The following is a 22,260-nucleotide window of genomic DNA, read 5'->3' as shown; positions in this document are numbered from 1 at the left end:
CGTCATGTGTGGGGTCGGCCGATCCGTGGCCTCGTGAGGGAGCAGTCCGTGCTCAACCTCAGCTATCGACCGCTTGCGGGAATCCGTTAGCGATTCGCGCAGCATCCACCGGATTTCACCGGGCGATCACGCGAGACGGTCGAGATACCGCGGGAGCTGGGTGGCCGCCTGCGCGGGAATGGCCCGCACAGCGGCCAGTTCGCGACCGATTTCGCGTCGCGCGGCGGCAGCGCGGTCGGCCGTGCTGCGCTGGCGTTCGAGGATGCTGCGGGCTCGCCCGGCGAGTTCGGCCGGCAGGGGCGGGAAGCCGTCGGGTTCGGCCCAGTCGGGCAGGTCGGAGGTGTCTCCGCGGTTGACGCGACGGATCTCGTCCTCGAACCGGTCGAGGAGGACGGTCCAGGCCCCGATGGGCTCGGACGACGCGTTCGGCTCGGTCGACCTGCTCGACTCGGGCGGCTCGGGCGACCCGACAGGCTCAGGCGACACCGAGCGAGCCCCCGGCAGCGACCGCACCGTGGGCGGGGATGAGCTGCGCGGCCTGGTGCCACGACGCGCACAACGGCTCGATCAGCCCGATCGCCTCGCGGGTGCGGGCGATGTTGCGGTGGATGTTCGCGTCGACCAGCGCCTGGTGAACGTACACGTAGATGGCGAAGAGACCGCTCGCGCCGTCCCAGACCTCGATCTTGAGGCTCGACGACAGCTCGGCGACGATGTCCTGCGCGTGCAGGAGCTGCTCGTGCGCATCCGCCCAGCGTTCCTCGTCCTGGGCCGCCTCGGCGCGCTTGAGGTCGAGGACGAGCCGGTCGTAGAGCATCGTGACCAGCTGTGTCGGGGTCGCTGAGAGGATCGCGTTCCGGTTGTACTGCGCGAGCTGCGCGGTCTGGGTGGTCATGCGTGCTCCTGGCTACTTGGCTACGTGGCTACTTCGACGAGGATGAGGATGAGGACGAGTTGGTCAGGCCGGCCAGCTGCTGGGTCAGATACGACCCCTGGGCGTTGAGTTTGTTCACGGCCACCTCGAGCGCGGCGTACGTCTGCTGGAGGGCCGCCTGGCGGGCCGCGAGGCGGGCGTCCCAGCTCGCGACCTGGTCGTTCAGGTCGGAGACCTCGGACTGCGCATTCTTGATCTCCGACGAGAGGGTGCCCTGGTAGGGGTCGGAGGCCGCGTTCGCCGCACCCGAGACCCGCGCGGAGATCGCGTTGAACATGGCCTGCGTGCCCGCCGGGTCCGATGCCATCGCGGAGGCGAACGCATCCGGATCGAACGTGACCGTCGCGTTGTAGCTGCCGTCGACCGAGATGTTGATGCCGATCGATGACGGCGAGACGCCGTTGACGGGGTCAGTCGCGGCGCCGATCAGGCTGTCGTTGATGGAGCGGATGTTCGAGTCGCCCGTGAGGGTGCCGAGCTTCGTCGTGACCGCGCCACTCGCATCCGTGCTGGAGGCGGTCTTCTGCCCGTTGAGGATGTTCGCCAGGATCGTGCCGATCGAGGTCACGAAGGTGTCGGCGGTCTGCGACGAGGTGGCGACATCGGGCGTGACGGTGAGGGTGGCGGGCGCCGAGGTGACGGCGGTGGCGGTGACATCGACGCCGGGCAGCAGGTTCGTGAACGTATTGGACGCTGACGTGATGGTCTGCTGTGCCGCAGTGCCTGCCCAGAGCGTGGCCGAGGCATCCTGTGCGACCCTGATGGTCGCCGCCCCCGGGTCGGACATGAGGTCGGTCGCGGTGCCCGCGGTCACGTCGGCGGCAGTGCCGCGGTAGATCTGGAACGCGCCGGCGGCCCCGCTCGACTTCGAGGTGAGCTGCAGGCGGAAGACCGGGTTGCCGGAGCCGTCCGTGCCGGTCGCGACTTTCTGCGCCGTGACACCGGCAGTCGAGTTGTTGATCGCTTCGACGACATCGTCGAGGCTGTTCGTGACCGCGGTCACCTGGGTCTGCACACCGCTCGAGTTCACGACGGTGATCGTGGGCGGGTTGTCCGGCCAGGTGCTGAACGTGCCAGTCACCGAGGTCTGCGCCTGCGCGAGCTGCCCGATGCTGATGTCGATGCTGCCGGCGGCGGCACCCGAACCCGCCTTGGCGGTGATCGCGGTGCTCGACGCGGACGTGGTGAAAGCCGCGAGAGCCGCAGGCTTGGCATTGGTGTCCGCTGCCGTCTTCAGCGCGGCGAGTTGGGTGTTGAGGTATTGCAGGTCGCTGATCTTCGAGTTGTCGGTGGTGATCTTCGCCTTGATCACGTTCTCGGGCGCCGCGTACAACTGCATGAGCGACGCGATGAGACTGGCGCTGTCGAGCCCGGTGGCGAGGCCCGGGAGCTGGATTCCTGTCACTGTCTGACCGCTTTCGTGCTGGTGGTGCGTGGGTGTCGGCGTCGGCGTTGGCTGCGGGGTGAGACGCGAAAGCGCCCGGCGGATTGCGGGAGACGAGGTCCAGTTCGTCTCCCGGTCACCGCCAGGCGCTCAGCGTTTGCTCCGACTACTGGAGCAGCTTGAGGATGCCCTGGCCCGACTGGTTCGCCTGCGCGAGCATGGCGGTACCGGCCTGGGCGAGGATGCTGGACTGGGTGTAGTTGACCATCTCGGCCGCCATGTCGGTGTCCTTGATCTGCGAGTTCGCAGCGGTCAGGTTCTGGCCCGCGATGCTGAGGCTGTTCGCTGCCGACTGGAAACGGTTGATCGAGGCGCCGAGGTCTGCACGTGAGGTGGAGACAGCGTCGATGGCGGTGTCGATGGCGGCGATCGTCGTGTTGGCGGTCGCGTTCGTGGTGACGTCGAACCCGGTTGCACCGGCGGCGCCGCTCAGCGTGCCTGCAGCCGTGCTCAGGTCCGTGAGGTTCACCGCGATGGTGTTGTCCGCGGTCGATCCGGCGCCCACCTGGAAGTTCAGCGAACCGCCCTGGAGCAGGTTGATGCCGTTGAAGTTCGTGTTGGTGGCGATGCGGTCGAGCTCCTTGCCGAGGTCGTCGGCTTCGGTCTTGATCGCGGCGCGGGAGCTGGTGCTGTTCGAGTCGTTGGCACCCTGGACGGCCAGGTCGCGCATGCGGTGCAGGATCGAGGTGACCTCGCTCAGTGCGCCGTCAGCGGTCTGGATGACCGAGATGCCGTCCTGTGCGTTGCGCCCCGCCTGGGCGATGCCGGAGATCTGCGACTGCAGGCCCTCGGAGATCGACAGGCCGGCCGCGTCGTCGGCTGCGTTGTTGATGCGGAAGCCGCTGGACAGCTTCTGCAGCGACGAGTTGAGCTTGTTCTGCGTGTTGTTGAGGTTGCGGTACGCGTTCAGAGCCGCGTTGTTGGTCGCAATCGTCATTCCCATGATGGCTTCTTCCTTGAGTGGGTTTGTCCACCGGCCCGTCCGTGGTCCGGCGTCGTACACCATGAGCTATCGGCGGCCGTTCGCCAGCGGTTAGCCGTTTCGCGGAAAAGTTTGTGCGCCGACTCGGCGCGGTGCTCTGCAGTACGTACGACTTACGCGCGCGGCCATCCCGTCGATAGTGGACGGTGTCGGCTCATCCAGGGCCGGGACCAGGAACACGCCCATGATTGTCGCCACGCGGCCCAACCACAGCCAGTTCGCGGTCAACCCCGATCTCATCGAGCGCATCCACGCCAACCCGGACACCACGCTGGTGCTGGTCGACGGCTCGATCTTCACGGTGACCGAGACGATGGCGGAAGTGATCGAGCGGATCGCCGCATACCGTGCCCGTGTCATCGCGATCGCCCACGGGATCCCGGAGCGTGTCACCGAGCGTGTTCCGGAGCGGGCGGCGCGCATCCCCATCCGGCCCGCATCCGAGATCGCCGAGGCTGCGCGCCCGGTAGAACTGGACCGCGTGCGGGCACGCCGGCTCGAGCGTTCGCTCGCCGGACGGCGATGAGCGGCGGTACGGACAGCAGCTGCAGTCATGTCGTCGGGATAGGCTGAGCCAATGCTGGTACTGACGCGCAAACCGGGGGAGCGGGTGCTCATCGGTGACGACATCGTCATCACGGTGCTCGAGTCGCGAGGCGACGGCATCCGCATCGGGATCGACGCGCCCCGCGGGTTGCGCATCCAGCGCGACGAGGTCGTCCGGGCCGTGGCCGAGGCCAACCAGGAGGCCGAGGCTGCCGCCCACACCGACGACGCCGAGGACCTCATCAAGAAGTCCCTCGGGCTCTAGCCCGCCCACACTTCGCGAGCACAGGAAAAGGCGGCCTTCGGCGACCGCAAAGCCTGACTTTTCCTGTGCTCGCCGCAGAGGGAGACGGGCTAGGGTGTGGGCGTGAATTCTCTCGACACCGTCTCCACTGCGCTGCTCATCATGGATGTGCAGCCGTCCATCGTCGCCCAGGTCCCGGACGCCGACGCGTTCGTCGACGGGCTCCTGCGCGCCCGGGAAGCGGCTCGTGCCGCCGACCTCACGGTCGGCTACGTGCGCGTGGCGCTCACCGAGGATGACATCGCCGCAGTTCCCGCGAGTAACGTCACCTTCCACGCGGCGGCAGCGACCGGGCGGATGCTCGACGGACCCGACACCCAGGTCGACGCGCGCATCGCCCCCGCCGACGACGAGATCGTCGTGCGCAAGTCCCGCGTCGGCGCGTTCAGTACGACGGATCTGCGCGAGCAGCTCCTGGCGCGCGGCGTCGACACGCTGGTGCTGTGCGGGATCTCGACCAGCGGCGTCGTGCTGTCGACCGTTCGCGACGGGGCCGACCACGACTTCCGGATCGTCGTGCTCGAAGACGGATGCTTCGACCGCGACCCCGAGGTGCATCGCGTTCTCACCGAGAAGATCTTCCCGCGGCAGGCCGAGGTCGTCTCGATCGACGACTTCGTCGCCGCGCTCTAAGCGATCCGCACCGCTCCTCCGGGCACCGGTTCGGGCAGAATGAGCGCATGGCATCGTTCCGGACCGATCGCGGGCTCGACCGGCTCGTCAACTTCTCGGATGCGGCGGTCGCCATCGCGATCACCCTCCTGGTGCTGCCCCTCGTCGACATCGCCGCCCAGATCTCGAAGACGCACCCGACGGTCTGGGGGCTTTTCCTCGCCCACTGGCCGACCTTCCTCGCGTTCGCGGTCTCCTTCGTCGTGATCGCCCGCTTCTGGGTCGTGCACCACCGCGTCTTCGAGTTCGTCCGCGACTACAACCCGACCCTGGTCAGGCTGAACTTCCTGTGGCTCGCGAGCATCGTGTTCCTGCCGTTCGCGACGAACGTCCTGGCGCTGGCGAGCGGCACCAACCCCGGCGTGAATGCGCTGTACATCGGCACGCTGATCGTGACCAGCGCATCCATGCTGCTCATCGAGTTCGTGCTCACGCGCAACCCGGGTCTCCTGCGCGAGGGGGTCGACGGCGGCCTCCGCCTCACGTCGTCCGCTGTCGCGACCGCGCTTTTCGTCGTCGCTCTCGTCCTCGCGGTGCTCGTCCCCAAAGTCGGGATGCTGTGGCTGCTGCTGCTTCTGCTCAGCCGGCCGATCGAAGCGCTGTACGACCGGTGGACGCACCGCGACCGGTCCGCTCCGACGACCTAGCGCTTCCCTCCGCGACCCCCTTCCCATCCCGGGGCGACGGGACTATCGTCAGGCAGACAGTCAGGAGGGGCCCATGCGTCCACGTTTCCTGGCGATCCTCGTGATCGCCCTCATCGCCTACGTTCTGGGCACCCGCGCGGGACGCGAGCGCTACGAGCAGATGAAGAACGCCGTCACCTCGTTCTGGAACGACCCGAGTATGCAGCGGGCAATGGATGAGGCGAAGCGCAACGCCGCCAAGTCCCGCAAGGCCGCATATACGAAGCGCGGCTAGCGCCGCCTGTCGCCCGATCGAGAATCGCCCCTGCGGCCGAGCATCGCCCGCACCGCGGCGACTCTCGGCGTCCCGAGCGATTCTCGGCGCCCGATTCCCGGCGGAAGGCGGGCAGCCCTAGTGAGCGCGCAGCGGCGGGCGTAGAGTCGCACCACGGATGCCCGCGATCGAGCGCACCCCCCAACGCCCGACGCGGATGTCACCGGCGAAAGGAGCAGTCATGGGCACGTTCGAAGGACCCGCTGACGGTGGCGACCGCGACCGCGAGCACGAAGAAGGTTTTTACACCGAAGCGGACCCCGAGCCCGAGGGACCCGAGGAGCGCACGGTCCACGGGCAGTACACCGAGACCGAGAAGGGTGCGCCCGACCCGCTGATCGAGGGCGAGTACACCGAGACCGAGCGGAACGAGGAGGTCGTCGACGCGTCAGCCGAGCAGGGCGACTACACCGAACGGGACGAATAGCGGGCGAGCGCAGGCGCCGGCCCGATTCACGTGGCCGACGCCTCGGCTCGTCAGGCTACCGCGCGTTCCAGCCACGCGAGCCATACCGCGTCGAGCTCCGAGCGGTCCGCGCCCTCCGCGAAGACGTGGTGCCCGAGTCCCGGCCCGTAGAACCCGCGGTAGAAGCGGTAGAGCGCGTCGTCCGCGCGCACCCCGAAGTAGCCGTCGGCGAGGTAGTCGATCACTCCGGTGATAGGTGCGAACCCTGACGGAGTGAGTGTGACCCGGTCTCCTTCGGCAGCATCCGCCGGGAGTCCGAGGTCATCGAGCATCCCTGCCCAGGCGCGCGCGAAATCCGGGTGCTGCACCATCGCCGACACGGGCACGCCGAAGCGCCCGGTGAAGTGGTCGACATACGACCGCAGGGTGCGCTGGTACATCATGCCGCCGGTGAGCATCGCCTCGAACTCGGCTTCCCAGTCGTCTCCGGGAAGGAACCCGGTTGCGACCTGGCGCATGACGGTCGTGCCGCCTTCGTGCGCTTCGAGGAGGTATTCGAACGCGATGAACCGGCCGTCGGGGCCGACCTCGCTGGAGTATGCGAGGTGCCGGTTCGGCTCCCACGCGGTGATCTCCGACCGCTGCACGAACCCGCCGAAGTCGGTGTTGACCGCTCCGCCGACGCCCGGCTCGACCGAGCTGACTCCCATGAACCAGGAATCGATGCCGGGGCCGGACGCGATGGCCTCCCAGACCTCTTCGGGTGTTGCGTCGAGCTCGAATTCGTCGTCGCTCTTCCAGGGGTGTCCCATCAGTTCTCCTCGGGGTGCGGCGCCTCGGCTGGCGCGGATGTCGGTGTGGCTGTCGGATGCGCGGCCTTCGTGCTCGGATGCACGGCCACGACGAAGCGGAAGTCGCGACCGCCGGGTGCGGCCTCCGAATGGTATTTCGAGACCAGCCCCGCGACACTGGTGGTGAGTTCTTCCGCGAATGCTGCACGGTCGGCCGCAGTCGCGAACCGGATCTCGCCGTCGAGCGCGAATGTCGCCAGGGCCTTGTTGGCGCGGGTCGCGCCGGTGATCAGTTCGCCCACATCCCTCACCAGCCGCGCCGCGAGCGCGAGCAGCCAGCGTGCCGACAGGCGGTCGGGCGAGCGGGCCGGGTCGGGTTGCACTGCGGCGAGGGCCGTCGGGGAGATGACGTACGACGCCGCGGTGGCCCTCATCACGCGTTCGGTCATGTTGCCTTTGCGGCGCTCCTCGGCCAGTTCCACGAGCCCGAACCGTTCGAGTTCGCGCAGGTGGTAGTTGACCTTCTGGCGGGGGAGCTGCAGCTTGCCCGCCAGCGTCGTCGCCGACTGGGGGTCGACGAGTTCGGCGAGCATCCGCGCGCGCATCGGGTTGAGCGAGGCTTCGGCCGCGGCCGTGTCTTCGATGACTGCTACATCCAGCATGGGAACCTCGAGTGGTTGTGGGCCGCGTACGCGTTCAGGCTAGCCGACGGGATCAGGCCGCCCCGTGGACGCGGTCGCGGGCGGCTCCCACGGTCTCCAGGTCGGGGGCGGATGCGGGAACGTAGCGGTTGGTGGTCAGGCCGGTCGCGTAGGTGCGGGACCCGATGAGGCGCAGCGGGACGGTCGTCGTGAAGAGCGGAAGACCGGCGCCGAGAGCGATCGGATGCACGCTCAGCCGGTATTCGTCGATGAGTCCACGGCTCGACAGGTACTGGGCGAAGCGTGCGCCGCCGGCGACGCCGACGTTCTCGACGCCCTGCTCGCGCAGGCGGGCGATCTCTTCTTCGGGGGTTGCGGTCGCGAGCCGCGAGTTGACCCAGTCGGCGGTCTCGAGCGTGTTCGAGAACACGATCTTCTGTGCGTTGTTCATGATGTCGGCGAGTGGGCCGGTCGCGTGCGCCCAGGCGCCGGACTGTTCCACGTAGTTGCCGCGGCCGAGCAGCATGGTGTCGAGGCCGGTGAGCAGTTCCATCGTGTCGGCGGTGAACTCGTCGTCGAAGTTGGGGAAGACCCAGTCGACGCGCCCATCGGTGGTCGCGACGTAGCCGTCGAGCGAGACGCTCATTCCGAGCATGATCCGTGTCATTTCGATCACTCCTTCTGTTTGGTGTCTCCACCTTCTCACCGACAAATTCGTTTGTCAAGACTATTCTGTTCGTCGGTGGGAGCGGATCGGATGCGCACCCTCGACGCGGCCCGCGGCTCTCGCTAGGTTGGCGATGTGACCTCATCCGCCGAACCGGCCTCCGGGATGATGAAGGGGAACCCCCGCACCGTCCTCATCGTCGCGATCCTCGCCTCCTTCGTCGCCTTCCTCGACGGGTCGATCGTCAACGTGGCACTGCCCGCCATCACCCGCGAACTCGGGGGAGGCATCGAGACCCAGCAATGGGTCGTCGACGCCTACCTCCTGACACTCGGGTCGCTCATCCTCGTCGCCGGATCGATCTCCGACACCTTCGGCCGCGTCGGCGTGCTGCGGGCCGGTCTCGTCATCTTCGGCCTTGCATCCGTCGCCTGCGCCATCGCACCCAGCTCGCTTGTGCTGATCATCGCGCGCGCCGTGCAAGGGGCCGGTGCCGCGCTGCTCGTGCCGAGCTCGCTCGCGATGATCACGGCGACCTTCGCCGGTGCTGCGCGCGCGAAAGCGATCGGAGCCTGGACCGCCTGGACCGGACTCGCGTTCGTGCTCGGCCCGCTGCTCGGCGGCTTCTTCGTGGACACGCTCAGCTGGCGCTGGGTGTTCGCGGTGAACGTGCTGCCGATCGCCGTCACGCTGGTGCTGCTCGCGCGCATCCCGTCGTCCGGCCACGGCGGAAGCGGCACGCGGATCGACGTGATCGGCGCCGTCCTCGCCTCGCTCGGTCTGGCCGGCCCGGTCTTCGCGCTCATCGAGCAGGGCAGGCTCGGCTGGAGCAGCCCGGTCGTCTACCTTCCGCTGATCCTCGGCCTGGCCTGCTTCGGGGCGTTCCTCTGGTGGGAGACGCGCGTGCAGCATCCGATGATGCCGCTCGGGCTGTTCCGCGTTCGCAACTTCGGCTTCGGCAACATCGCAACCGCCGCGATCTACGCCGGCCTCGCGCTCGGCCAGTTCATCATCACGATCTTCCTGCAGGAGGTCGCCGGGTTCACGGCGTTCGCGGCCGGACTCGCGACCATCCCGCTCGCCATCCTGTCGATCTCGCTCTCGACCCTGTTCGGTTCGCTCGCCGGCAAACACGGGCCGCGACTCTTCATGACCGCAGGTCCCCTCATCATCGGAGCGGGCTTCCTGCTGATGCTGACGACGACCGATCCCGTCAACTTCTGGACGCAACTGCTGCCGGGCATCCTGCTCTTCGGGCTCGGACTGTCGGTGACCGTCGCGCCGCTGACCGCAGCGATCCTCGGCTCGATCAGTCCGGCGCAGAGCGGGATCGGCTCGGCGATCAACAACGCCGTGTCCCGCGTCGCCGGCCTCATCGCGGTGGCGTGTGCCGGGGCGATCGTCGGGGCGGTGCTCGACGTCGACGCGTTCCATCGCGTGGTGTTCGTGGTCTCCCTGCTGTTCATCGCCGGCGGAATCGTCTCCTTCGCGGGCATCCGCAACCAGCACGTGGTCACGCCGGTCACGCCGGAGGCCGCAGCGCCCAGCCATGACCGGCCGCTGGCGGGGACGCCGACCAGGCCGACGCCGGCGGTCGAGCCCGACACCGATGGCGACGGCGGCACGTCCGGGGCGACGCCGTGAGTGATTGGGTGTACTTCATCCATCCGCCGCGCGAGGACTTCGCAGAGACGATGACGGAGGCCGAAGACGAGGCGTGGGAGCGCCACTTCGCACGGCTCAAGCGGATGCTCGCCGACGGCGACCTGGTGCTGGCCGGCCCGACGCTCGGGTCCGTCAACACGGGGATCACGATCTTCGAGGCGCCCGACAGGGCCGCGGCCGAGCGGATCATGGCCGAGGATCCGGTCGTGGCAGAAGGGTTCGCCCGCGGGGAGCTGCGCGAGTTCCGCGTTTCGCTGCTGCGGGGGCGTTCATAAAACAGGAGATCGTGTGACGGATGGGGCGAAAGTGGCCGGATCCGGGCCGTTTGGACCGCATCCGTCACTCCTGTCACACGATCTCCTGTTTTATGAGCAAGCACCCAGCCACACAAAAACCGAGTGATGTAAGGTATTCGCGACCGTATCGAAGGAGAATCATGGCCACCACGCTTCCTCGCGCAGACGCGCTGACCACAGAAGAGAAGGCGTCGCTCACCAGCGGCGCGAGTTTCTGGGAGTCGAAGGGGGTCGATCGTGTCGGCATCCCCGCGATCTACCTCACCGACGGACCCCACGGCGTTCGCAAGCAGCGCGAGGGAGGCGACCACCTCGGCATCGGCGACAGCGTGCCCGCGACCTGCTTCCCGCCCGCGGTCGCTCTCGGATCCACCTGGGACCCGCAGCTGCTCGAGCGCGTGGGCAACGCCCTAGGCGACGAGGCGAAAGCCGAAGGCGTCGGTGTGCTGCTCGGCCCCGGCATCAACATCAAGCGCTCCCCTCTCTGCGGTCGCAACTTCGAGTACCTGTCGGAGGACCCCATCCTCAGCGGCCGCCTCGGCGCAGCCCTCGTCGACGGCCTCCAGGCGCGCGGCGTCGGTGCCTCGCTGAAGCACTTCGCCGCCAACAACCAGGAGACCGACCGGATGCGCGTGAGCGCCGACATCGACGAGCGCCCCCTGCGCGAGATCTACCTGCGCGGCTTCCAGCACGTCGTCGAGCACGCCCAGCCGTGGACGGTCATGTGCTCGTACAACCGCATCAACGGCGTGTACGCGAGCGAGAACCCGTGGCTGCTGACCAGCGTCCTGCGCGACGAGTGGGGTTTCGACGGTCTCGTCGTCTCGGACTGGGGCGCTGTGAACAACCGGGTGGATGCGCTGGTCGCGGGTCTCGACCTCGAGATGCCGTCGAGCAACGGCGTCACGGATGCGCTGCTCGTCGCAGCGGTCGCCTCGGGCGAGCTCGACGAGTCAGTGCTCGACACGGGCGCGAACCGCGTCATCGACCTGATCGAGAAAGCGGTGAACGGGGCGGATGCGTCTGCCGACTACGACCGCGACGTGCACCACGCGCTCGCTCGCGAGGCCGCCGGCCGCAGCATCGTGCTGCTCACGAACGACGGCATCCTCCCGATCGACCCGACGTCGGGTGCGAAGGTGGCCGTGATCGGCGAATTCGCGCGCACGCCGCGGTACCAGGGCGCCGGCAGCTCGCAGATCGTGCCGACCCGGCTGGACAACGCACTGGATGAGTTCCGTGCGCTCGCCGGATCGACCGACGTCACGTTCGCCCCGGGGTACGCGCTCGGCGGCGCGGACGACGCGGGCCTCCTCGACGAAGCGGTGGCTGTCGCAGCCGCCGCCGATGTCGCCGTCGTGTTCGTCGGCCTGCCGGGCGAGGACGAGTCGGAAGGCTTCGACCGCGACCACCTCGAGATCCCCGCGGCGCAGACCGCGCTGCTCGAAGCGGTGCTCGCCGCGAACGCACGGGTCGCAGTGGTCCTGTCCAACGGTGGAGTCGTGCGGCTCTCCGGCTGGGCGGGGCGCGCATCGGCGATCGTCGAGGGCTGGCTTCTCGGCCAGGCCGGCGGCGGCGCGATCGCCGACGTACTCGTCGGTGCGGTGAACCCGTCCGGTCGACTGGCGGAGACCATCCCGGTGCGCCTCGAAGACACCCCCGCGTACCTCGACTTCCCGGGTGAGGCCGGCCACGTCCGCTACGGCGAGGGCCTGTTCGTGGGCTACCGCTACTACGACAGCCGCGATGCCGCCGTCGACTTCGCGTTCGGTCACGGCCTCTCGTACACGACGTTCGAGTACTCGGGTGTGTCCGCGGTGCAGAGCGAGGTCGGGCTCGAGGTGACCCTGACGATCGCCAACACGGGCGCGCGCGACGGTCGCGAGGTTGCGCAGGTCTATGTCGGGGTTCCCGGATCGGATGCCGTCCGCCCGGTTCGCGAGCTCAAGGGCTTCGCGAGCGTCGAGGTCGCCGCGGGGGCGAGCCGTGAGGTGACGATCGTGATCCCGTCGGAGGACCTCGCGTACTTCGACATCGAATCCGGCTCCTGGATCGTCGAGAGCGGCGACTACGTCGTGTCGGTCGGGGCGTCGTCGCGGGACCTCCGCGCCGAGGTCGTCGTCGCGGTCACCGGTGACGCCGGCCTCGCCGAGCTCAAGCTCGACTCCACGCTCGGCGAATGGCTGAAGCACCCGATCGGCGGCCAGTTCCTCGGCGCGGCATTCGCGCAGTCCGCGGGCAGCGAGATGGGCGCCATGCTCGCCGACCCCGCGATGCTGCGGATGGCCGAGTCGATGCCGCTCAACCGCGTCGCGGCCTTCCCGGGCAGCCCGATCACCTCGGAGATGCTCGACCAGCTGGTCGGTGCCGTGAACGCGCAGGTGCACGCCGCATCCTGAGTTTTCGGCGCGAGGCCCTGCCAGCGTGACCGTTCCGGTCGAGCGTGCCCCGCACGCCTGACGTTCTCGACCGGAAGCGTCACGCTCGGCGGGGCCTTTCCGCTGGGCCGCGCGCTACCGGTCGAGCTGCAGGCGTCGCCAGGCGAAGAGGGTCAGGCCGGTGAACACGACCGGTACGGCGAACGCCACTGCGACGGCGACGGTATTCGCGCCCGTCGGGTCCAGCGCCCACAGCGCGGGGGCGGCCGGCGGATACCACGACCCGGCACCCGAGAACACGAGGACCTGGGCGCTGACGACGAGTGCGATCGTCGCGGCGATCCCACCGAGGAGGCCACGGCTGAGGGTGGCGACCCAGGCCACCGGGACCACGACCGACGATGTCAGCACCACCAGAACCGGAAGGCGCGCGGCAGCGCCCAGGTCTGCCGGCTCAGGGACGCCGAAGCCGGCGAGCAGGCCGACCGTGAACAGTGCGATCGTCACAGCGACGGCGGCCACGACCGACCAGGCGAGGTAGACGATCAGCTTCGAGGCTGCGATGGCGCCCCGCGAGACCGGGAGTGCGAAGAGCCCGGTGACGGTGCCTTCGCTGAACTCGCGGCCGAACGTCCAGCTCAGCAGGATCCCGCAGGCTCCCGCGCTTCCGGCCGCAGTGACCTGGAGCGCCGCGTTCACGTAGCCGGGCCACCCGCCTGCGGCCACGAGCGGACCGAGCTTCGCAACCACGCCCGGCGAACCGGTCTCGGCCGCCACAGTGGTCGACAGACCGATCGCCGTGACGCCGACGACCAGCAGGATCGCGGTCGCAAGCGGAACGCGCGCGGCGAACAGCTTGCGTCCCTCGACAGAGACGGCAGCCCCCAGTCCTCCGGCGCTCATCGCAACGCTCCCGTCGGGTGGTGGTGTTCGTCGTCGTCGAGCACGAGAGCGAAGAACGCCCGCTCCAGCTCGACGCCGCCGGGGTCGAGGCCGCCGATCAGCCGCCCCGCGTTCATCACGGTGATCCTGTCTGCGACCCTCGCGACCTCGTCGAGATGGTGGCTGGAAACCAGGATCGCGGCTCCAGCTGCCGCGCGTCGGCGCAGGACGTCGCGCAGGAGAAGGGTCCCGGCCGGGTCCAGGGCGCTCGTCGGCTCGTCGAGCACGACGAAATCCGGCTGGTGCTGGAGGGCGGAGGCCAGACCCAGGCGCTGGCGGTTTCCGGTCGAGAGTGTCCGCGCGCGATTCGCCGAGAACTCGTCGAGACGGAACTCGACGATCGCATCCGCGACCATACGCATCCGCCGCTCGGATGCGACCCGACGCAGTGTCGCGCTCAGCAGCAGGGATGCCGTCACAGTGAATTCCGGATAGACGAGCGGAGTCTCGACGAGCGCCCCGACCCGTGACCAGAGGTCGGGCCCGGCGTGACGGATGTCCTGGCCGCCGATACGCACGGTTCCCGCATCAGGCCGCAGCATCCCGAGCAGTACCTTCATCAGGGTGGACTTGCCCGCGCCGTTCATCCCGACCAGCGCGTGAACCTCGCCGGGCCTGATCTGCAGCTCGAGGTCGTTCACGCCGATGCCGCCGCGGTACGACCGGCTCACTGCGTCGAAGAGCATTCCCTCGGAGGTGGGCTCGAACATGGCAGGCTCGCAATCGATCGACCAGAGCGATCGAATCCGACCGCCCGCCGACCAGACTTCCCGGCGCTACCACCGCACAGTTTAGTCCTGCCGCCCCGTAATGGCGCCGAGACCGTCGGAGCGGGCGCTGTCGGTCGATCGAGTGCGCTCGGCGTCGGGCACGAAGGGGTTGCCGATTCAACCCCTTGCGGGTGCGGATCACCAGGCGTTGGGTTGCGATCGACGGCGCCGAAACGGGCCGCGGACGCGAACAGGAGGAGCACATCATGAGCGATGAGAGAGTCGGAGCGGATGCTGGATCGAACGACGAGGTCGTCACAGAGTTCGACCAGACCAACGGGCAGGCCGAAGGCCTCGACGGGAACGATGGCGGCGAGCTTCAGCCCGCCGACGACCGCAGCCTGATGGGCGACATCCTGCGCGGCGTGGACGACGACACGACAGACGACGACGACTCGAGCTACAACTCGTACAGCGAGGAGGGCAAGCCGTGATGCCGGACCCGCGCAACGCGGACGAGCATCCCGCCGAGCCCGCCGCCGGTCCCGCCGAGCCTGCGAAGGGCGATGCCGCCGGAGGTGACAGAGACGGGGCCGAGGCTCCGCCTGCCGATTTCGATCCGGCGGACAACCCCTCGAACCCCGACCTCGTCGACGACGTGAGGGTCGATCGCGGCCGAGACTGACCGTTCCGGTCGAGCGTGACCGGCGTGCGTGACCGACTCGTCCGGAAGTGTCACGCTCGGCGGAGTGCTGAGGCTACTGCTTGTCGATGAGTTCGAGCAGCGACTTGGCCGCCTTGGCGATGTCGTCGTGGTCGTTCTGGGCCGCCCGGCTCTCCAGGGAGATCACCGCGCAGCGGTGCACCTTCGAGAAATCGCCGAAGGGGAAGCTGAACTGGCCTTTCGTCTCGTCGCTCTTCTCGTCGTCGACTCCGAGGAACCATTCTCCGTAGTCGTGGAAGCCGTGCTTCTCGACATAGCGGTTCTGCTCCTCGGCGCTCGGAGCATGCTCGCTCCAGTCGTCCCGTTCGTCGCGGACCACCTTGCCTTGCTCGACCAGCCTGCGGGCGTGCGAGTACGCGGTGCGATGCAGTTTCACGGTCACGATGGTTCTCCCTTCGTGCATCCACTGGTCGCGGATGCGTTCGGGAGCATCGAACGACGCTCAGACCGCCTGCGCAAGGGGGTTGACGTGCCGACTGTGACAGTTCCGGTCGAGAGCAACAGATGTGCGTGACCCTCTCGTCCGGAAGGGTCACTCTCGGCGCGACGCGAGCAGCCAGGCGGCGCCGGCGGCCAGCCCGACGACGACCAGGGCGATCCCGGTCACGAGCACACCGCTCGGCCCGTCGCCGTGGGGGATGAGGAGGCCGACGATGAACAGCAGCGCGCCGACGTTGAGCAGGACGGCCGCAACCCATCCGAGCACCGACGTCGTCGTCTTCGGCATCATCCCCCCGATGGTAGCCGCGTTCGCGCGAACCGGAACCGGTCTTCCCGGCCCGCCGCCCGAGTGGGAGCGCAGGTTCTCAGGCCGCGCCCTGACCGCCGCCCCACGACGGGGACGGGTCGATGGATGTGTTGATCAGCGCGGCGACGAGTCCGCGCCAGTCGGAGCCTTCGAGCGCGGTCTCGGTCTGGTCGGGAAAGATGATTCCGAACACCGGTTCGTGTTCTTCGCCTTCGGGCGCGACGCGGATCAGCTTTCCGAGGTCGGCACGGCCTTCGTCGTAGACCGTCCAGAGCCCTGACGACACCTTGTCCAGGTGGAAGACGCGCTCCCGGTAGTTGTATCTGACGCTGGACTGTTCGAGCTCGCTCGCTGACATCGCAAACCCCTTCCCATTTTCGGTGCCTAGCCAGCATCCAAGTCCCTTGCGGGCTGTGGGCGCAAGGGCCACCGCTCAGGCGAGTCGTTCGAGAGCCCGGCGGAGGAACCCGTCGCGGCGTTCCAGGAGCAGATCCCGGGTCAGGTCGGGACGCCCTTGTGAGCGGATGGTGTCCACGAACCAGCCGAGGTCGGGCGGTGTCGCCAGGGCTGCGACAACATCCCAGTAGTCCACGTCGGCGGCCGGATGGCCCGCCTCCTCCTGCCAGCCGTCGAGCACATCGTCGGTGGCCTCGATGCCGAAGGTCAGGGCGGCGTCGCAGCGCAGCGAGCCGAGGTCGACGCCTGCGGGACCCACGCCCGCGCAGTCCCAGTCGATGATGGCGAGAAGGTCATCTCCCTGCCAGAGCGTGTTGCCCTGCCACAGGTCGCCGTGGACGAAACCGTCTGCCGCGCCCGTGGCGGGGCCGCGGGCGGCAATCGCCTCTCCTTGCTGGAGCAGGGGCTGCGGCGGGGATGCGCGGCGCAGCGCGTCGAAGTCCACTCCGGCGATCGAGCGAGTGCGGCGCGGCAGCCCGAGCAGGGGCGTGGTGCGATGGATGCGCGCTGCTGCCGCTCCCAGGGCACGAAGCCGTGGGGTCGACCGTTCGGACGGGATGGCGCTGGCCCCGTCGACTGCCTCGATCAGCAGCAGTGGCGGATCGGGTTGGAGCCGGACGGCGAGGACCCGCGGAACGGCGAGGCCGCCCTGGAACGCCGCCTTGAGTGCCGTGGCTTCTGTGCGCGTCCCGTCGTCGTCCGTCGCACCGAGCCGCAGCACACCGGTGCGCTCGACGTCACCCGAGCGGACGCGCAGCAGCCAGGGCGAGCCCCCGTCGCGGAGTCCTCGAGTATCCACGAGCTCGCCGCCCGGGCCGAGGGCCCCGATCGCCCACGCGGCGAGCTCGGCATCCGGTTTCCCCGTCGTCATTCTGCGAGCGTATCCGGAGCCTCCCACGTACGGTGGGGTCATGACATCGGACGTGCGCAACATCCTGACCGCGCTCGACAGCATCGGCGAGCTCTGGCAGCCGCATCGCCTGGCGAGCGTGAACGACTACGACGTGAAGGTGGCCCGCATCGAGGGCGAGTTCATCTGGCACACGCATCCGGACACCGACGAGCTGTTCCTCGTCGTTTCGGGCGAGCTGACCGTCCGGCTGCGCGACCGCGACGTCGTGCTGGGGCCGAACGACGTCTTCGTCGTGCCGCGCGGAGTCGAGCACTGCCCTCGCGCGACCGTCGAAACCCGGATCGTCCTGATCGAGCCGAAGGGCACGGTCAACACTGGGGATGCGCCGGGCGAGCGCACGTCGCCGCTGCGCGAGCTCGACTGAGGGGCTGCCACTGATGATTGTGTGGCCGTTTAATAATTTTCGTGGCACGATATTCACGTGGCGGTGAGGTGGCGCGGGAGCGCGGACAAACCTGCGGTCCCGCGTGAAGACGCCATTCACGCGATGTTGAATCACCTCTACTGGATTCGGCCCTTCGATGAGCCCCGGCTCGCAGGGCACGGAAGGCCCGATTTGTTCATCGGGCCGTCGAGAGACCGTTCAATGCTGATCGAGGTCATCGTTGAATCGATTCCGCCGGCTGATGTTGTGGTCTTCCATGTGATGGAGGCTCGGGCGAAGATGATCAGGATGGCGCGGGAGGCAGACAATGGCTGAGACGGATTGGGGCGCGGCCGCCGAGTGGGCTGAACGACTCGACTCGTTCGGTCCTGACACGGTTGTGACCCGTGGCAGCGAAGCATCGCATGAGGAGGCTCGGCACCTGTTGGAGGCGGCGCTCGGCGGTCCGGAAGCGGTCGAGCGCGCGGTACGGGGCCGACCGTCGGTGGGGCACGATCGACCGGCGGGCGCCTCGCCGGTTCGCCGTGTGCGCCTGTCCCAGGAGATGGACGACGCATTGCAGCGCCGTGCGGCGATCGAGCACAGGAAGCCCTCCGAGGTGATGCGAGAAGCCCTGGCGGCGTACCTCAAGGCGTCTTGAGCGGGCTGCGGATCCGCCCACTCCCCGACACCCGCGTGCCGTAGGGTGCCGCTGTGACTTCGCATGCCCCGCTGGCCCGTCGCCTCGGCACCGTCGACGCGGTCTTCATCGGCCTCGGCTCCATGATCGGCGCCGGGATCTTCTCCGCCTTCGCGCCCGCAGCGCAGGCGGCCGGGGCCGGCCTGCTGATCGGCCTCGTCGTCGCCGCGATCGTCGCCTTCTGCAACGCCACTGCTTCGGCCCAGCTCGCCGCGCAATACCCGACCTCCGGCGGAACCTACGTGTACGGGCGCGAACAACTCGGCGGATGGTGGGGGTTCGCCGCGGGCTGGAGCTTCGTCATCGGCAAGACCGCCAGTTGCGCTGCAATGGCCCTGACCTTTGCGGCCTACGCGGCGCCGGCGGGCTGGGAGAAGCCTGTCGCCGTCGTTGCGGTCGTGGCACTCGCCGCCGCGAATTATCGCGGTGTGACGCGCACGGCCACCCTCGCGAAGGTGATCGTCGTCGTCGTGCTGCTGGTGCTCGCGCTCGCCGTCATCGCGTGCACGAGCGCGGGGCTGAAGCCGGGCGCACTCCAGCCTGCGGATCCGGCTGGCAGCTGGTACGGCATCCTCCAGTCCGCGGGCCTGCTGTTCTTCGCGTTCGCAGGATACGCGCGCATCGCGACCATGGGCGAGGAGGTCCGGTCGCCCGAGCGCACCATCCCCCGTGCGATCACCATCGCCCTCGCGATCGTCGTCGTGCTCTACGCGGTGGTCGCGGTCGTGGTGCTCGGGAGCCTCGGCGCATCCGGGGTCGCCGCCTCGAGCGCACCCGTCGCTGACGCGGTCGCGGTGAGTGGATGGTCGTGGGCTGTCCCGATCGTCGGTTTCGGGGCGGCCGCCGCATCGCTCGGCGCCCTGCTTTCGCTCATCGCCGGCGTCGGGCGCACCTCGCTCGCGATGGCGCGCGAAGGCGACCTTCCCCGGTGGCTGGCGGTAGTGCATCCGACGTTCCGCGTTCCGCACCACGCCGAGATCGCGATCGCCGTCGTGGTCTGCATCCTGGTGCTGACGGTCGACCTGCGTGGGGCGATCGCCTTCTCCTCGTTCGGCGTGCTGCTCTACTACTTCGTGGCGAACCTGGCCGCTTTCTCGCAGGCGCGTGAACGCCGCCGCTATCCGCGCATCCTGCAGGTGTTCGGTGCGTTCGCCTGCGCGGTGCTCGTCGTGACGCTGCCGCCGCTGGGGATCATGGTCGGGATACTGGTCCTGATCGTGGGGTTCGGTTACCGGATGCTCGCCCGCCGCCTCTCCGCCCGCAGCGAACGCGGGGCTTAGCGGGAGCAGGCGCGACGATGCTGTTGTCATGAACGATGACGCACTGGGCGACGACGACGCGATCCTCGACGCGTATTCGCGGACGATCATGGCCGTCGCCGAGCGGGTGCTGCCCTCCGTCGCGAGCGTGTCCGTCCGAACATCGCGCGGGGCCGGAGCCGGCAGCGCGAGTGTGATCACGGTGGACGGCTTCCTGCTGACGAGCGCCCACGTCGTCGCCGGTGCGAGGTCGGCCGAGGCGGCATTCTCAGACGGCACGACGATCGGCGTCGACGTCGTCGGACGCGACACTCTCTCCGACCTGGCGGTCCTGCACGCGCGCGGCGACGTGCCGGTCCCGGTCGAACTCGGGGATGCGGCACGCCTCAGGGTCGGCCAGGTCGTGGTCGCGCTCGGCAACCCGCTTGGGCTCGCCGGAAGCGTCACCGCGGGCATCGTGTCCGCGCTCGGGCGCTCGCTGCCGACGCAGTCGGGTCGCGTCGTCGACGAGGTGATCCAGACGGATGCGGCCCTCAACCCGGGCAACAGTGGCGGGGTGCTCTCGGACAGTTCCGGCCGGATGGTCGGCGTCAACACCGCGGTCGCCGGCATCGGCGTGGGGCTGGCCGTGCCGATCAACGACACCACGCGGTCGATCATCACGTCGCTGATGACCACGGGACGCGTACGCCGGGCCTGGCTCGGCATCGCCGGCGCGCAGGTTCCGCTCTCGCCGGAGCTGGCGAAGCGCATCGGATCGCCGACCGGCCTCCAGGTCGCCGGAGTCTCCCCGGGCAGCCCCGCGGAGCAGGCCGGGCTTCGCCGCGGTGACATCGTGGTCGAGCTCGGCGGAGAGCTCGTCGTGACGACGACGGCCGTGCAGAAGCGGATGGTCGAGGACGCGATCGACAAGCCCATCGAGATCACGGTCTGGCGCAACGGCGCACTGGTCGACGCCATCACCGTGCCGCGGGAGCTGCAGGAGACCTTCTGACGCGAGGGCCCGCTCTGGCGGGCACACCGCGCGAGGCGGATAATCGCAGCTATGTCAGCGTCCGCCCGGATCGCATTCGAAGAGAAACGATGGGAGGACGCGTTCGCCCTCTACTCGGAAGAGGATCGGCAGCGCCCCCTCGGCCTCGACGACCTGGAGCGGTTCGGCAAATCCGCCGCACTCACCGCGCACGAGGAGGCGGGCTTCGCGATCCTCGAACGCGGCTACACGGCGTGTCTCGAAGAGGGTGACGAGCTGCGGGCGGCCAGCGCGGCGTTCTGGCTCGGGTTCCGGCTCTCGTCGCTGGGCGAATACGGCCGCGCCCAGGGCTGGCTCGCACGCGCCTCGGCGATCGCAGACCGCCACGGGGACTGTCTCGTGCGCGGCTACCTGCTCGTGCCGCGCATCCACCGTCTGCTTCTCGCCCGCGACAACGAGGCGGCCCGCAGGGATGCGATGGAGGCCGCGGCCGTCGGTGACCGCTTCGGGGAGCCCGACCTGTCCGCGCTCGGCAGGCAGCTGGCCGGCCGGGCGCTGATCGAGCGGGGTGACGTCGCCGAGGGGATGAACCTGCTCGACGAGGCCATGCTCATCGCCACGGCCGACGGGCTGACCGATCTCGGGCGCGGCCTCGTCTATTGCGCGGTCGTCGGATGCTGTCAGCGGGTGTTCGCGCTCGACCGGGCCCGGGAATGGTCGACCGTGCTGGACGCGTGGTGCTCGACCCAGACCCAGCTCGGCCTCTTCAACGGCACGTGCCGCGTGCACCGCGCCGAGATCCTCCAGCTCGGCGGATCCTGGTCTGCGGCTCTCGATGAGACGCGGCGCGTCAGCGACGGCAAGGCGGATCAGCGCGAGCTGGCGCTCGCCGACTACGAGGAGGCGGAGCTCCGCAGGCTGCGCGGCGAGTTCGACGAAGCAGGCAGGCTGTACGAGGCGGCCAGCGGGCGCGGGCTTGATCCGCAGCCGGGGTTGTCCCTGCTGCGGCTCGCCCAGGGCGACGTCGGGGCGGCGGTCGGGGGCATCCGGCGGGTCGTCGCGACCACGGTCAGTCCGCTGGGGCGGGCGCAGTACCTGCCCGCGCTCGTCGAGATCCTGCTGGCTGCCGAGAGCGACACGTCCGGTCGAGACGGTCAGGCATACGTGGCGCACTCGTCCGGAACGGACGCTCTCGGCGAAATCGACGCCGCTGCGGCCGAGCTCGCGGGGATCGCGACCGCCTTCGGGACCCCGCTGCTGCGCGCCCTCGCGCTCGACGCATCCGCCCGCCTCGCGCTGCACGCCGGCGACGCCGCGACCGCCGTCCCGATGCTGACCGAGGCGCTGGACGCCTGGCATGCGCTCGGCGCACCGTACCCGGCCGCGCGCATCCGCGTCGCGCTCGCCGACGCGTGCGAGGTGCTCGGAGACCCGGAGGGCGCGCGCCTGCAGAGCGATGCCGCCCGCCGGGTGTTCGCGGACCTCGAAGCCACGCCCGACCTGGCCGCCCTCGACGCGGCCTCAGCGCACGCGCGCTCGGCCCTCGTGCATCCCGCTGACAGCATCCTCAGCCCGCGCGAGCTCGAGGTGCTCCGTGCAGCGGCGACCGGCCGCACGAACAAGGAGATCGGAGCGGCGCTCAACCTGAGTTCGCGCACGGTCGACCGCCATGTGAGCAACATCCTGACGAAGCTCGGCGTCCCGTCGCGGGCGGCCGCTACGTCCTACGCCTACGAGCACGGCCTCATCCGGCACGAGAGCGCGACTGGGTAGAACGACCCACTG

The 22,260-nt window shown here is 69.1% G+C and carries 28 protein-coding genes and 1 pseudogene; 16 read left to right on the top strand and 13 right to left on the bottom strand.

The annotated features are described in order from the left end of the window. Positions 1–126 precede the first annotated feature (126 nt). The 4 genes from AAYO93_RS18260 to AAYO93_RS18245 all read right to left on the bottom strand — a co-directional run bounded on the left by AAYO93_RS18260 (position 127) and on the right by AAYO93_RS18245 (position 3,321). A complete protein-coding gene (locus AAYO93_RS18260) occupies positions 127–486 on the bottom strand; it encodes a hypothetical protein (protein ID WP_345762611.1) in 360 nt (119 codons plus the stop codon). After that, entirely contained in the window at positions 476–895 is a 420-nt protein-coding gene (gene fliS, locus AAYO93_RS18255) for a flagellar export chaperone FliS (protein ID WP_345762610.1), read from the bottom strand. The genes AAYO93_RS18260 and fliS overlap by 11 nt, the downstream gene beginning before the upstream one ends. Positions 896–923: 28 nt before the next feature. Next, the gene (fliD, locus tag AAYO93_RS18250; RefSeq protein ID WP_345762609.1) at positions 924–2,339 is read right to left on the bottom strand and encodes a flagellar filament capping protein FliD; all 1,416 of its coding nucleotides are present in this window, start codon (positions 2,337–2,339) and stop codon (positions 924–926) included. Positions 2,340–2,484: 145 nt separating this feature from the next. Further along, a complete protein-coding gene (locus AAYO93_RS18245; protein ID WP_345762608.1) occupies positions 2,485–3,321 on the bottom strand; it encodes a flagellin in 837 nt (278 codons plus the stop codon). Between the two features lie 223 nt (positions 3,322–3,544). On the opposite strand from AAYO93_RS18245, the gene AAYO93_RS18240 reads away from it, so the two are divergent. From AAYO93_RS18240 to AAYO93_RS18215, 6 genes are all read left to right on the top strand, one after another. Beyond that, a complete protein-coding gene (locus AAYO93_RS18240) occupies positions 3,545–3,886 on the top strand; it encodes a flagellar FlbD family protein (protein WP_345762607.1) in 342 nt (113 codons plus the stop codon). Positions 3,887–3,937: 51 nt separating this feature from the next. Continuing rightward, on the top strand, positions 3,938–4,171 hold the full coding sequence (locus AAYO93_RS18235) for a carbon storage regulator (protein ID WP_345762606.1): 234 nt from the start codon (positions 3,938–3,940) through the stop codon (positions 4,169–4,171). A gap of 102 nt (positions 4,172–4,273) precedes the next feature. After that, positions 4,274–4,843: a cysteine hydrolase family protein gene (locus AAYO93_RS18230; protein WP_345762605.1), complete on the top strand. Its 570-nt coding sequence runs from the start codon at positions 4,274–4,276 to the stop codon at positions 4,841–4,843. A gap of 47 nt (positions 4,844–4,890) precedes the next feature. After that, the gene (locus tag AAYO93_RS18225) at positions 4,891–5,529 is read left to right on the top strand and encodes a TMEM175 family protein (protein ID WP_345762604.1); all 639 of its coding nucleotides are present in this window, start codon (positions 4,891–4,893) and stop codon (positions 5,527–5,529) included. A gap of 73 nt (positions 5,530–5,602) precedes the next feature. Further along, positions 5,603–5,803, top strand: a complete 201-nt coding sequence (locus AAYO93_RS18220) for a hypothetical protein (RefSeq protein ID WP_345762603.1) — start codon at positions 5,603–5,605, stop codon at positions 5,801–5,803. 220 nt (positions 5,804–6,023) lie between these two features. Then, positions 6,024–6,269, top strand: coding sequence for a hypothetical protein (locus AAYO93_RS18215; protein WP_345762602.1), 246 nt, complete (start codon positions 6,024–6,026; stop codon positions 6,267–6,269). 50 nt (positions 6,270–6,319) lie between these two features. Here AAYO93_RS18215 and AAYO93_RS18210 read toward each other — a convergent pair whose 3' ends face one another. From AAYO93_RS18210 to AAYO93_RS18200, 3 genes are read right to left on the bottom strand one after another with little or no spacing between them, the layout of a single operon-like run. Then, a complete protein-coding gene (locus AAYO93_RS18210) occupies positions 6,320–7,060 on the bottom strand; it encodes an SRPBCC family protein (RefSeq protein ID WP_345762601.1) in 741 nt (246 codons plus the stop codon). Then, complete coding sequence (locus AAYO93_RS18205; RefSeq protein WP_345762600.1) at positions 7,060–7,701, bottom strand: ArsR/SmtB family transcription factor; 642 nt, start codon at positions 7,699–7,701, stop codon at positions 7,060–7,062. Before AAYO93_RS18205 ends, AAYO93_RS18210 begins: the two co-directional genes overlap by 1 nt. Positions 7,702–7,753: 52 nt before the next feature. Next, on the bottom strand, positions 7,754–8,347 hold the full coding sequence (locus AAYO93_RS18200; protein WP_345762599.1) for a dihydrofolate reductase family protein: 594 nt from the start codon (positions 8,345–8,347) through the stop codon (positions 7,754–7,756). Positions 8,348–8,515: 168 nt separating this feature from the next. On the opposite strand from AAYO93_RS18200, the gene AAYO93_RS18195 reads away from it, so the two are divergent. From AAYO93_RS18195 to AAYO93_RS18185, 3 genes are all read left to right on the top strand, one after another. Then, positions 8,516–9,991, top strand: coding sequence for a DHA2 family efflux MFS transporter permease subunit (locus AAYO93_RS18195; protein ID WP_434056693.1), 1,476 nt, complete (start codon positions 8,516–8,518; stop codon positions 9,989–9,991). Next, positions 9,988–10,287: a YciI family protein gene (locus AAYO93_RS18190; RefSeq protein ID WP_345762597.1), complete on the top strand. Its 300-nt coding sequence runs from the start codon at positions 9,988–9,990 to the stop codon at positions 10,285–10,287. The genes AAYO93_RS18195 and AAYO93_RS18190 overlap by 4 nt, the downstream gene beginning before the upstream one ends. Before the next feature lie 161 nt (positions 10,288–10,448). Then, positions 10,449–12,707 carry a glycoside hydrolase family 3 C-terminal domain-containing protein gene (locus tag AAYO93_RS18185; protein WP_345762596.1) on the top strand — a complete coding sequence of 753 codons (2,259 nt, stop codon included), beginning with the start codon at positions 10,449–10,451 and terminating at the stop codon, positions 12,705–12,707. A 114-nt stretch (positions 12,708–12,821) separates the two neighbouring features. Here AAYO93_RS18185 and AAYO93_RS18180 read toward each other — a convergent pair whose 3' ends face one another. Together AAYO93_RS18180 and AAYO93_RS18175 are read right to left on the bottom strand one after the other, a co-directional pair. Then, complete coding sequence (locus AAYO93_RS18180; protein ID WP_345762595.1) at positions 12,822–13,589, bottom strand: ABC transporter permease; 768 nt, start codon at positions 13,587–13,589, stop codon at positions 12,822–12,824. Continuing rightward, a pseudogene (locus tag AAYO93_RS18175) lies at positions 13,586–14,254 on the bottom strand (ABC transporter ATP-binding protein); the annotation flags it as partial. The pseudogene AAYO93_RS18175 and the gene AAYO93_RS18180, both read right to left, overlap by 4 nt. Positions 14,255–14,604: 350 nt before the next feature. Between AAYO93_RS18175 and AAYO93_RS18170 the strand changes: the two are divergent. Both AAYO93_RS18170 and AAYO93_RS18165 read left to right on the top strand, forming a co-directional pair. After that, a complete protein-coding gene (locus AAYO93_RS18170) occupies positions 14,605–14,832 on the top strand; it encodes a hypothetical protein (RefSeq protein ID WP_345762593.1) in 228 nt (75 codons plus the stop codon). Further along, positions 14,829–15,023, top strand: a complete 195-nt coding sequence (locus tag AAYO93_RS18165; protein WP_345762592.1) for a hypothetical protein — start codon at positions 14,829–14,831, stop codon at positions 15,021–15,023. Before AAYO93_RS18170 ends, AAYO93_RS18165 begins: the two co-directional genes overlap by 4 nt. A gap of 73 nt (positions 15,024–15,096) precedes the next feature. Here AAYO93_RS18165 and AAYO93_RS18160 read toward each other — a convergent pair whose 3' ends face one another. The 4 genes from AAYO93_RS18160 to AAYO93_RS18145 form a co-directional block, all read right to left on the bottom strand. Beyond that, the gene (locus tag AAYO93_RS18160) at positions 15,097–15,444 is read right to left on the bottom strand and encodes a hypothetical protein (RefSeq protein WP_345762591.1); all 348 of its coding nucleotides are present in this window, start codon (positions 15,442–15,444) and stop codon (positions 15,097–15,099) included. 150 nt (positions 15,445–15,594) lie between these two features. Then, positions 15,595–15,792, bottom strand: a complete 198-nt coding sequence (locus tag AAYO93_RS18155) for a hypothetical protein (RefSeq protein ID WP_345762590.1) — start codon at positions 15,790–15,792, stop codon at positions 15,595–15,597. A gap of 76 nt (positions 15,793–15,868) precedes the next feature. Continuing rightward, positions 15,869–16,168 (bottom strand): hypothetical protein, encoded by a 300-nt coding sequence (locus AAYO93_RS18150; protein ID WP_345762589.1) that lies wholly within the window; start codon positions 16,166–16,168, stop codon positions 15,869–15,871. 75 nt (positions 16,169–16,243) lie between these two features. Next, positions 16,244–17,137 (bottom strand): phosphotransferase family protein, encoded by an 894-nt coding sequence (locus AAYO93_RS18145; protein ID WP_345762587.1) that lies wholly within the window; start codon positions 17,135–17,137, stop codon positions 16,244–16,246. Between the two features lie 40 nt (positions 17,138–17,177). Between AAYO93_RS18145 and AAYO93_RS18140 the strand changes: the two genes are divergently transcribed. From AAYO93_RS18140 to AAYO93_RS18120, 5 genes are all read left to right on the top strand, one after another. Continuing rightward, a complete protein-coding gene (locus tag AAYO93_RS18140; protein ID WP_345762586.1) occupies positions 17,178–17,543 on the top strand; it encodes a cupin domain-containing protein in 366 nt (121 codons plus the stop codon). A 328-nt stretch (positions 17,544–17,871) separates the two neighbouring features. Next, positions 17,872–18,204 (top strand): ribbon-helix-helix protein, CopG family, encoded by a 333-nt coding sequence (locus AAYO93_RS18135; RefSeq protein ID WP_345762585.1) that lies wholly within the window; start codon positions 17,872–17,874, stop codon positions 18,202–18,204. A gap of 53 nt (positions 18,205–18,257) precedes the next feature. Further along, positions 18,258–19,523, top strand: coding sequence for an APC family permease (locus tag AAYO93_RS18130; protein ID WP_345762584.1), 1,266 nt, complete (start codon positions 18,258–18,260; stop codon positions 19,521–19,523). 28 nt (positions 19,524–19,551) lie between these two features. Continuing rightward, positions 19,552–20,496: a S1C family serine protease gene (locus AAYO93_RS18125; RefSeq protein ID WP_345762582.1), complete on the top strand. Its 945-nt coding sequence runs from the start codon at positions 19,552–19,554 to the stop codon at positions 20,494–20,496. A 51-nt stretch (positions 20,497–20,547) separates the two neighbouring features. Continuing rightward, positions 20,548–22,248, top strand: a complete 1,701-nt coding sequence (locus tag AAYO93_RS18120) for a response regulator transcription factor (protein WP_345762581.1) — start codon at positions 20,548–20,550, stop codon at positions 22,246–22,248. Positions 22,249–22,260: the final 12 nt, after the last annotated feature.

It is taken from the genome of Diaminobutyricibacter sp. McL0608, from assembly GCF_039613825.1.
Taxonomy (GTDB): domain Bacteria; phylum Actinomycetota; class Actinomycetes; order Actinomycetales; family Microbacteriaceae; genus Diaminobutyricibacter.
Note: the sequence above shows the minus strand (reverse complement) of the source record. Positions and strands in the feature narration are given on the sequence as shown.

What these genes read in the sequence shown, in the direction of transcription:
- fliS (WP_345762610.1), bottom strand. Translation starts at nt 895, where the DNA reads ATGACCACCCAGACCGCGCAGCTCGCGCAGTACAACCGGAACGCGATC.
- AAYO93_RS18245 (WP_345762608.1), bottom strand. Translation starts at nt 3,321, where the DNA reads ATGGGAATGACGATTGCGACCAACAACGCGGCTCTGAACGCGTACCGC.
- AAYO93_RS18240 (WP_345762607.1), top strand. Translation starts at nt 3,545, where the DNA reads ATGATTGTCGCCACGCGGCCCAACCACAGCCAGTTCGCGGTCAACCCC.
- AAYO93_RS18235 (WP_345762606.1), top strand. Translation starts at nt 3,938, where the DNA reads ATGCTGGTACTGACGCGCAAACCGGGGGAGCGGGTGCTCATCGGTGAC.
- AAYO93_RS18225 (WP_345762604.1), top strand. Translation starts at nt 4,891, where the DNA reads ATGGCATCGTTCCGGACCGATCGCGGGCTCGACCGGCTCGTCAACTTC.
- AAYO93_RS18220 (WP_345762603.1), top strand. Translation starts at nt 5,603, where the DNA reads ATGCGTCCACGTTTCCTGGCGATCCTCGTGATCGCCCTCATCGCCTAC.
- AAYO93_RS18215 (WP_345762602.1), top strand. Translation starts at nt 6,024, where the DNA reads ATGGGCACGTTCGAAGGACCCGCTGACGGTGGCGACCGCGACCGCGAG.
- AAYO93_RS18210 (WP_345762601.1), bottom strand. Translation starts at nt 7,060, where the DNA reads ATGGGACACCCCTGGAAGAGCGACGACGAATTCGAGCTCGACGCAACA.
- AAYO93_RS18205 (WP_345762600.1), bottom strand. Translation starts at nt 7,701, where the DNA reads ATGCTGGATGTAGCAGTCATCGAAGACACGGCCGCGGCCGAAGCCTCG.
- AAYO93_RS18200 (WP_345762599.1), bottom strand. Translation starts at nt 8,347, where the DNA reads ATGACACGGATCATGCTCGGAATGAGCGTCTCGCTCGACGGCTACGTC.
- AAYO93_RS18195 (WP_434056693.1), top strand. Translation starts at nt 8,516, where the DNA reads ATGAAGGGGAACCCCCGCACCGTCCTCATCGTCGCGATCCTCGCCTCC.
- AAYO93_RS18185 (WP_345762596.1), top strand. Translation starts at nt 10,449, where the DNA reads ATGGCCACCACGCTTCCTCGCGCAGACGCGCTGACCACAGAAGAGAAG.
- AAYO93_RS18180 (WP_345762595.1), bottom strand. Translation starts at nt 13,589, where the DNA reads ATGAGCGCCGGAGGACTGGGGGCTGCCGTCTCTGTCGAGGGACGCAAG.
- AAYO93_RS18170 (WP_345762593.1), top strand. Translation starts at nt 14,605, where the DNA reads ATGAGCGATGAGAGAGTCGGAGCGGATGCTGGATCGAACGACGAGGTC.
- AAYO93_RS18155 (WP_345762590.1), bottom strand. Translation starts at nt 15,792, where the DNA reads ATGATGCCGAAGACGACGACGTCGGTGCTCGGATGGGTTGCGGCCGTC.
- AAYO93_RS18150 (WP_345762589.1), bottom strand. Translation starts at nt 16,168, where the DNA reads ATGTCAGCGAGCGAGCTCGAACAGTCCAGCGTCAGATACAACTACCGG.
- AAYO93_RS18145 (WP_345762587.1), bottom strand. Translation starts at nt 17,137, where the DNA reads ATGACGACGGGGAAACCGGATGCCGAGCTCGCCGCGTGGGCGATCGGG.
- AAYO93_RS18140 (WP_345762586.1), top strand. Translation starts at nt 17,178, where the DNA reads ATGACATCGGACGTGCGCAACATCCTGACCGCGCTCGACAGCATCGGC.
- AAYO93_RS18135 (WP_345762585.1), top strand. Translation starts at nt 17,872, where the DNA reads ATGGCTGAGACGGATTGGGGCGCGGCCGCCGAGTGGGCTGAACGACTC.
- AAYO93_RS18125 (WP_345762582.1), top strand. Translation starts at nt 19,552, where the DNA reads ATGAACGATGACGCACTGGGCGACGACGACGCGATCCTCGACGCGTAT.
- AAYO93_RS18120 (WP_345762581.1), top strand. Translation starts at nt 20,548, where the DNA reads ATGTCAGCGTCCGCCCGGATCGCATTCGAAGAGAAACGATGGGAGGAC.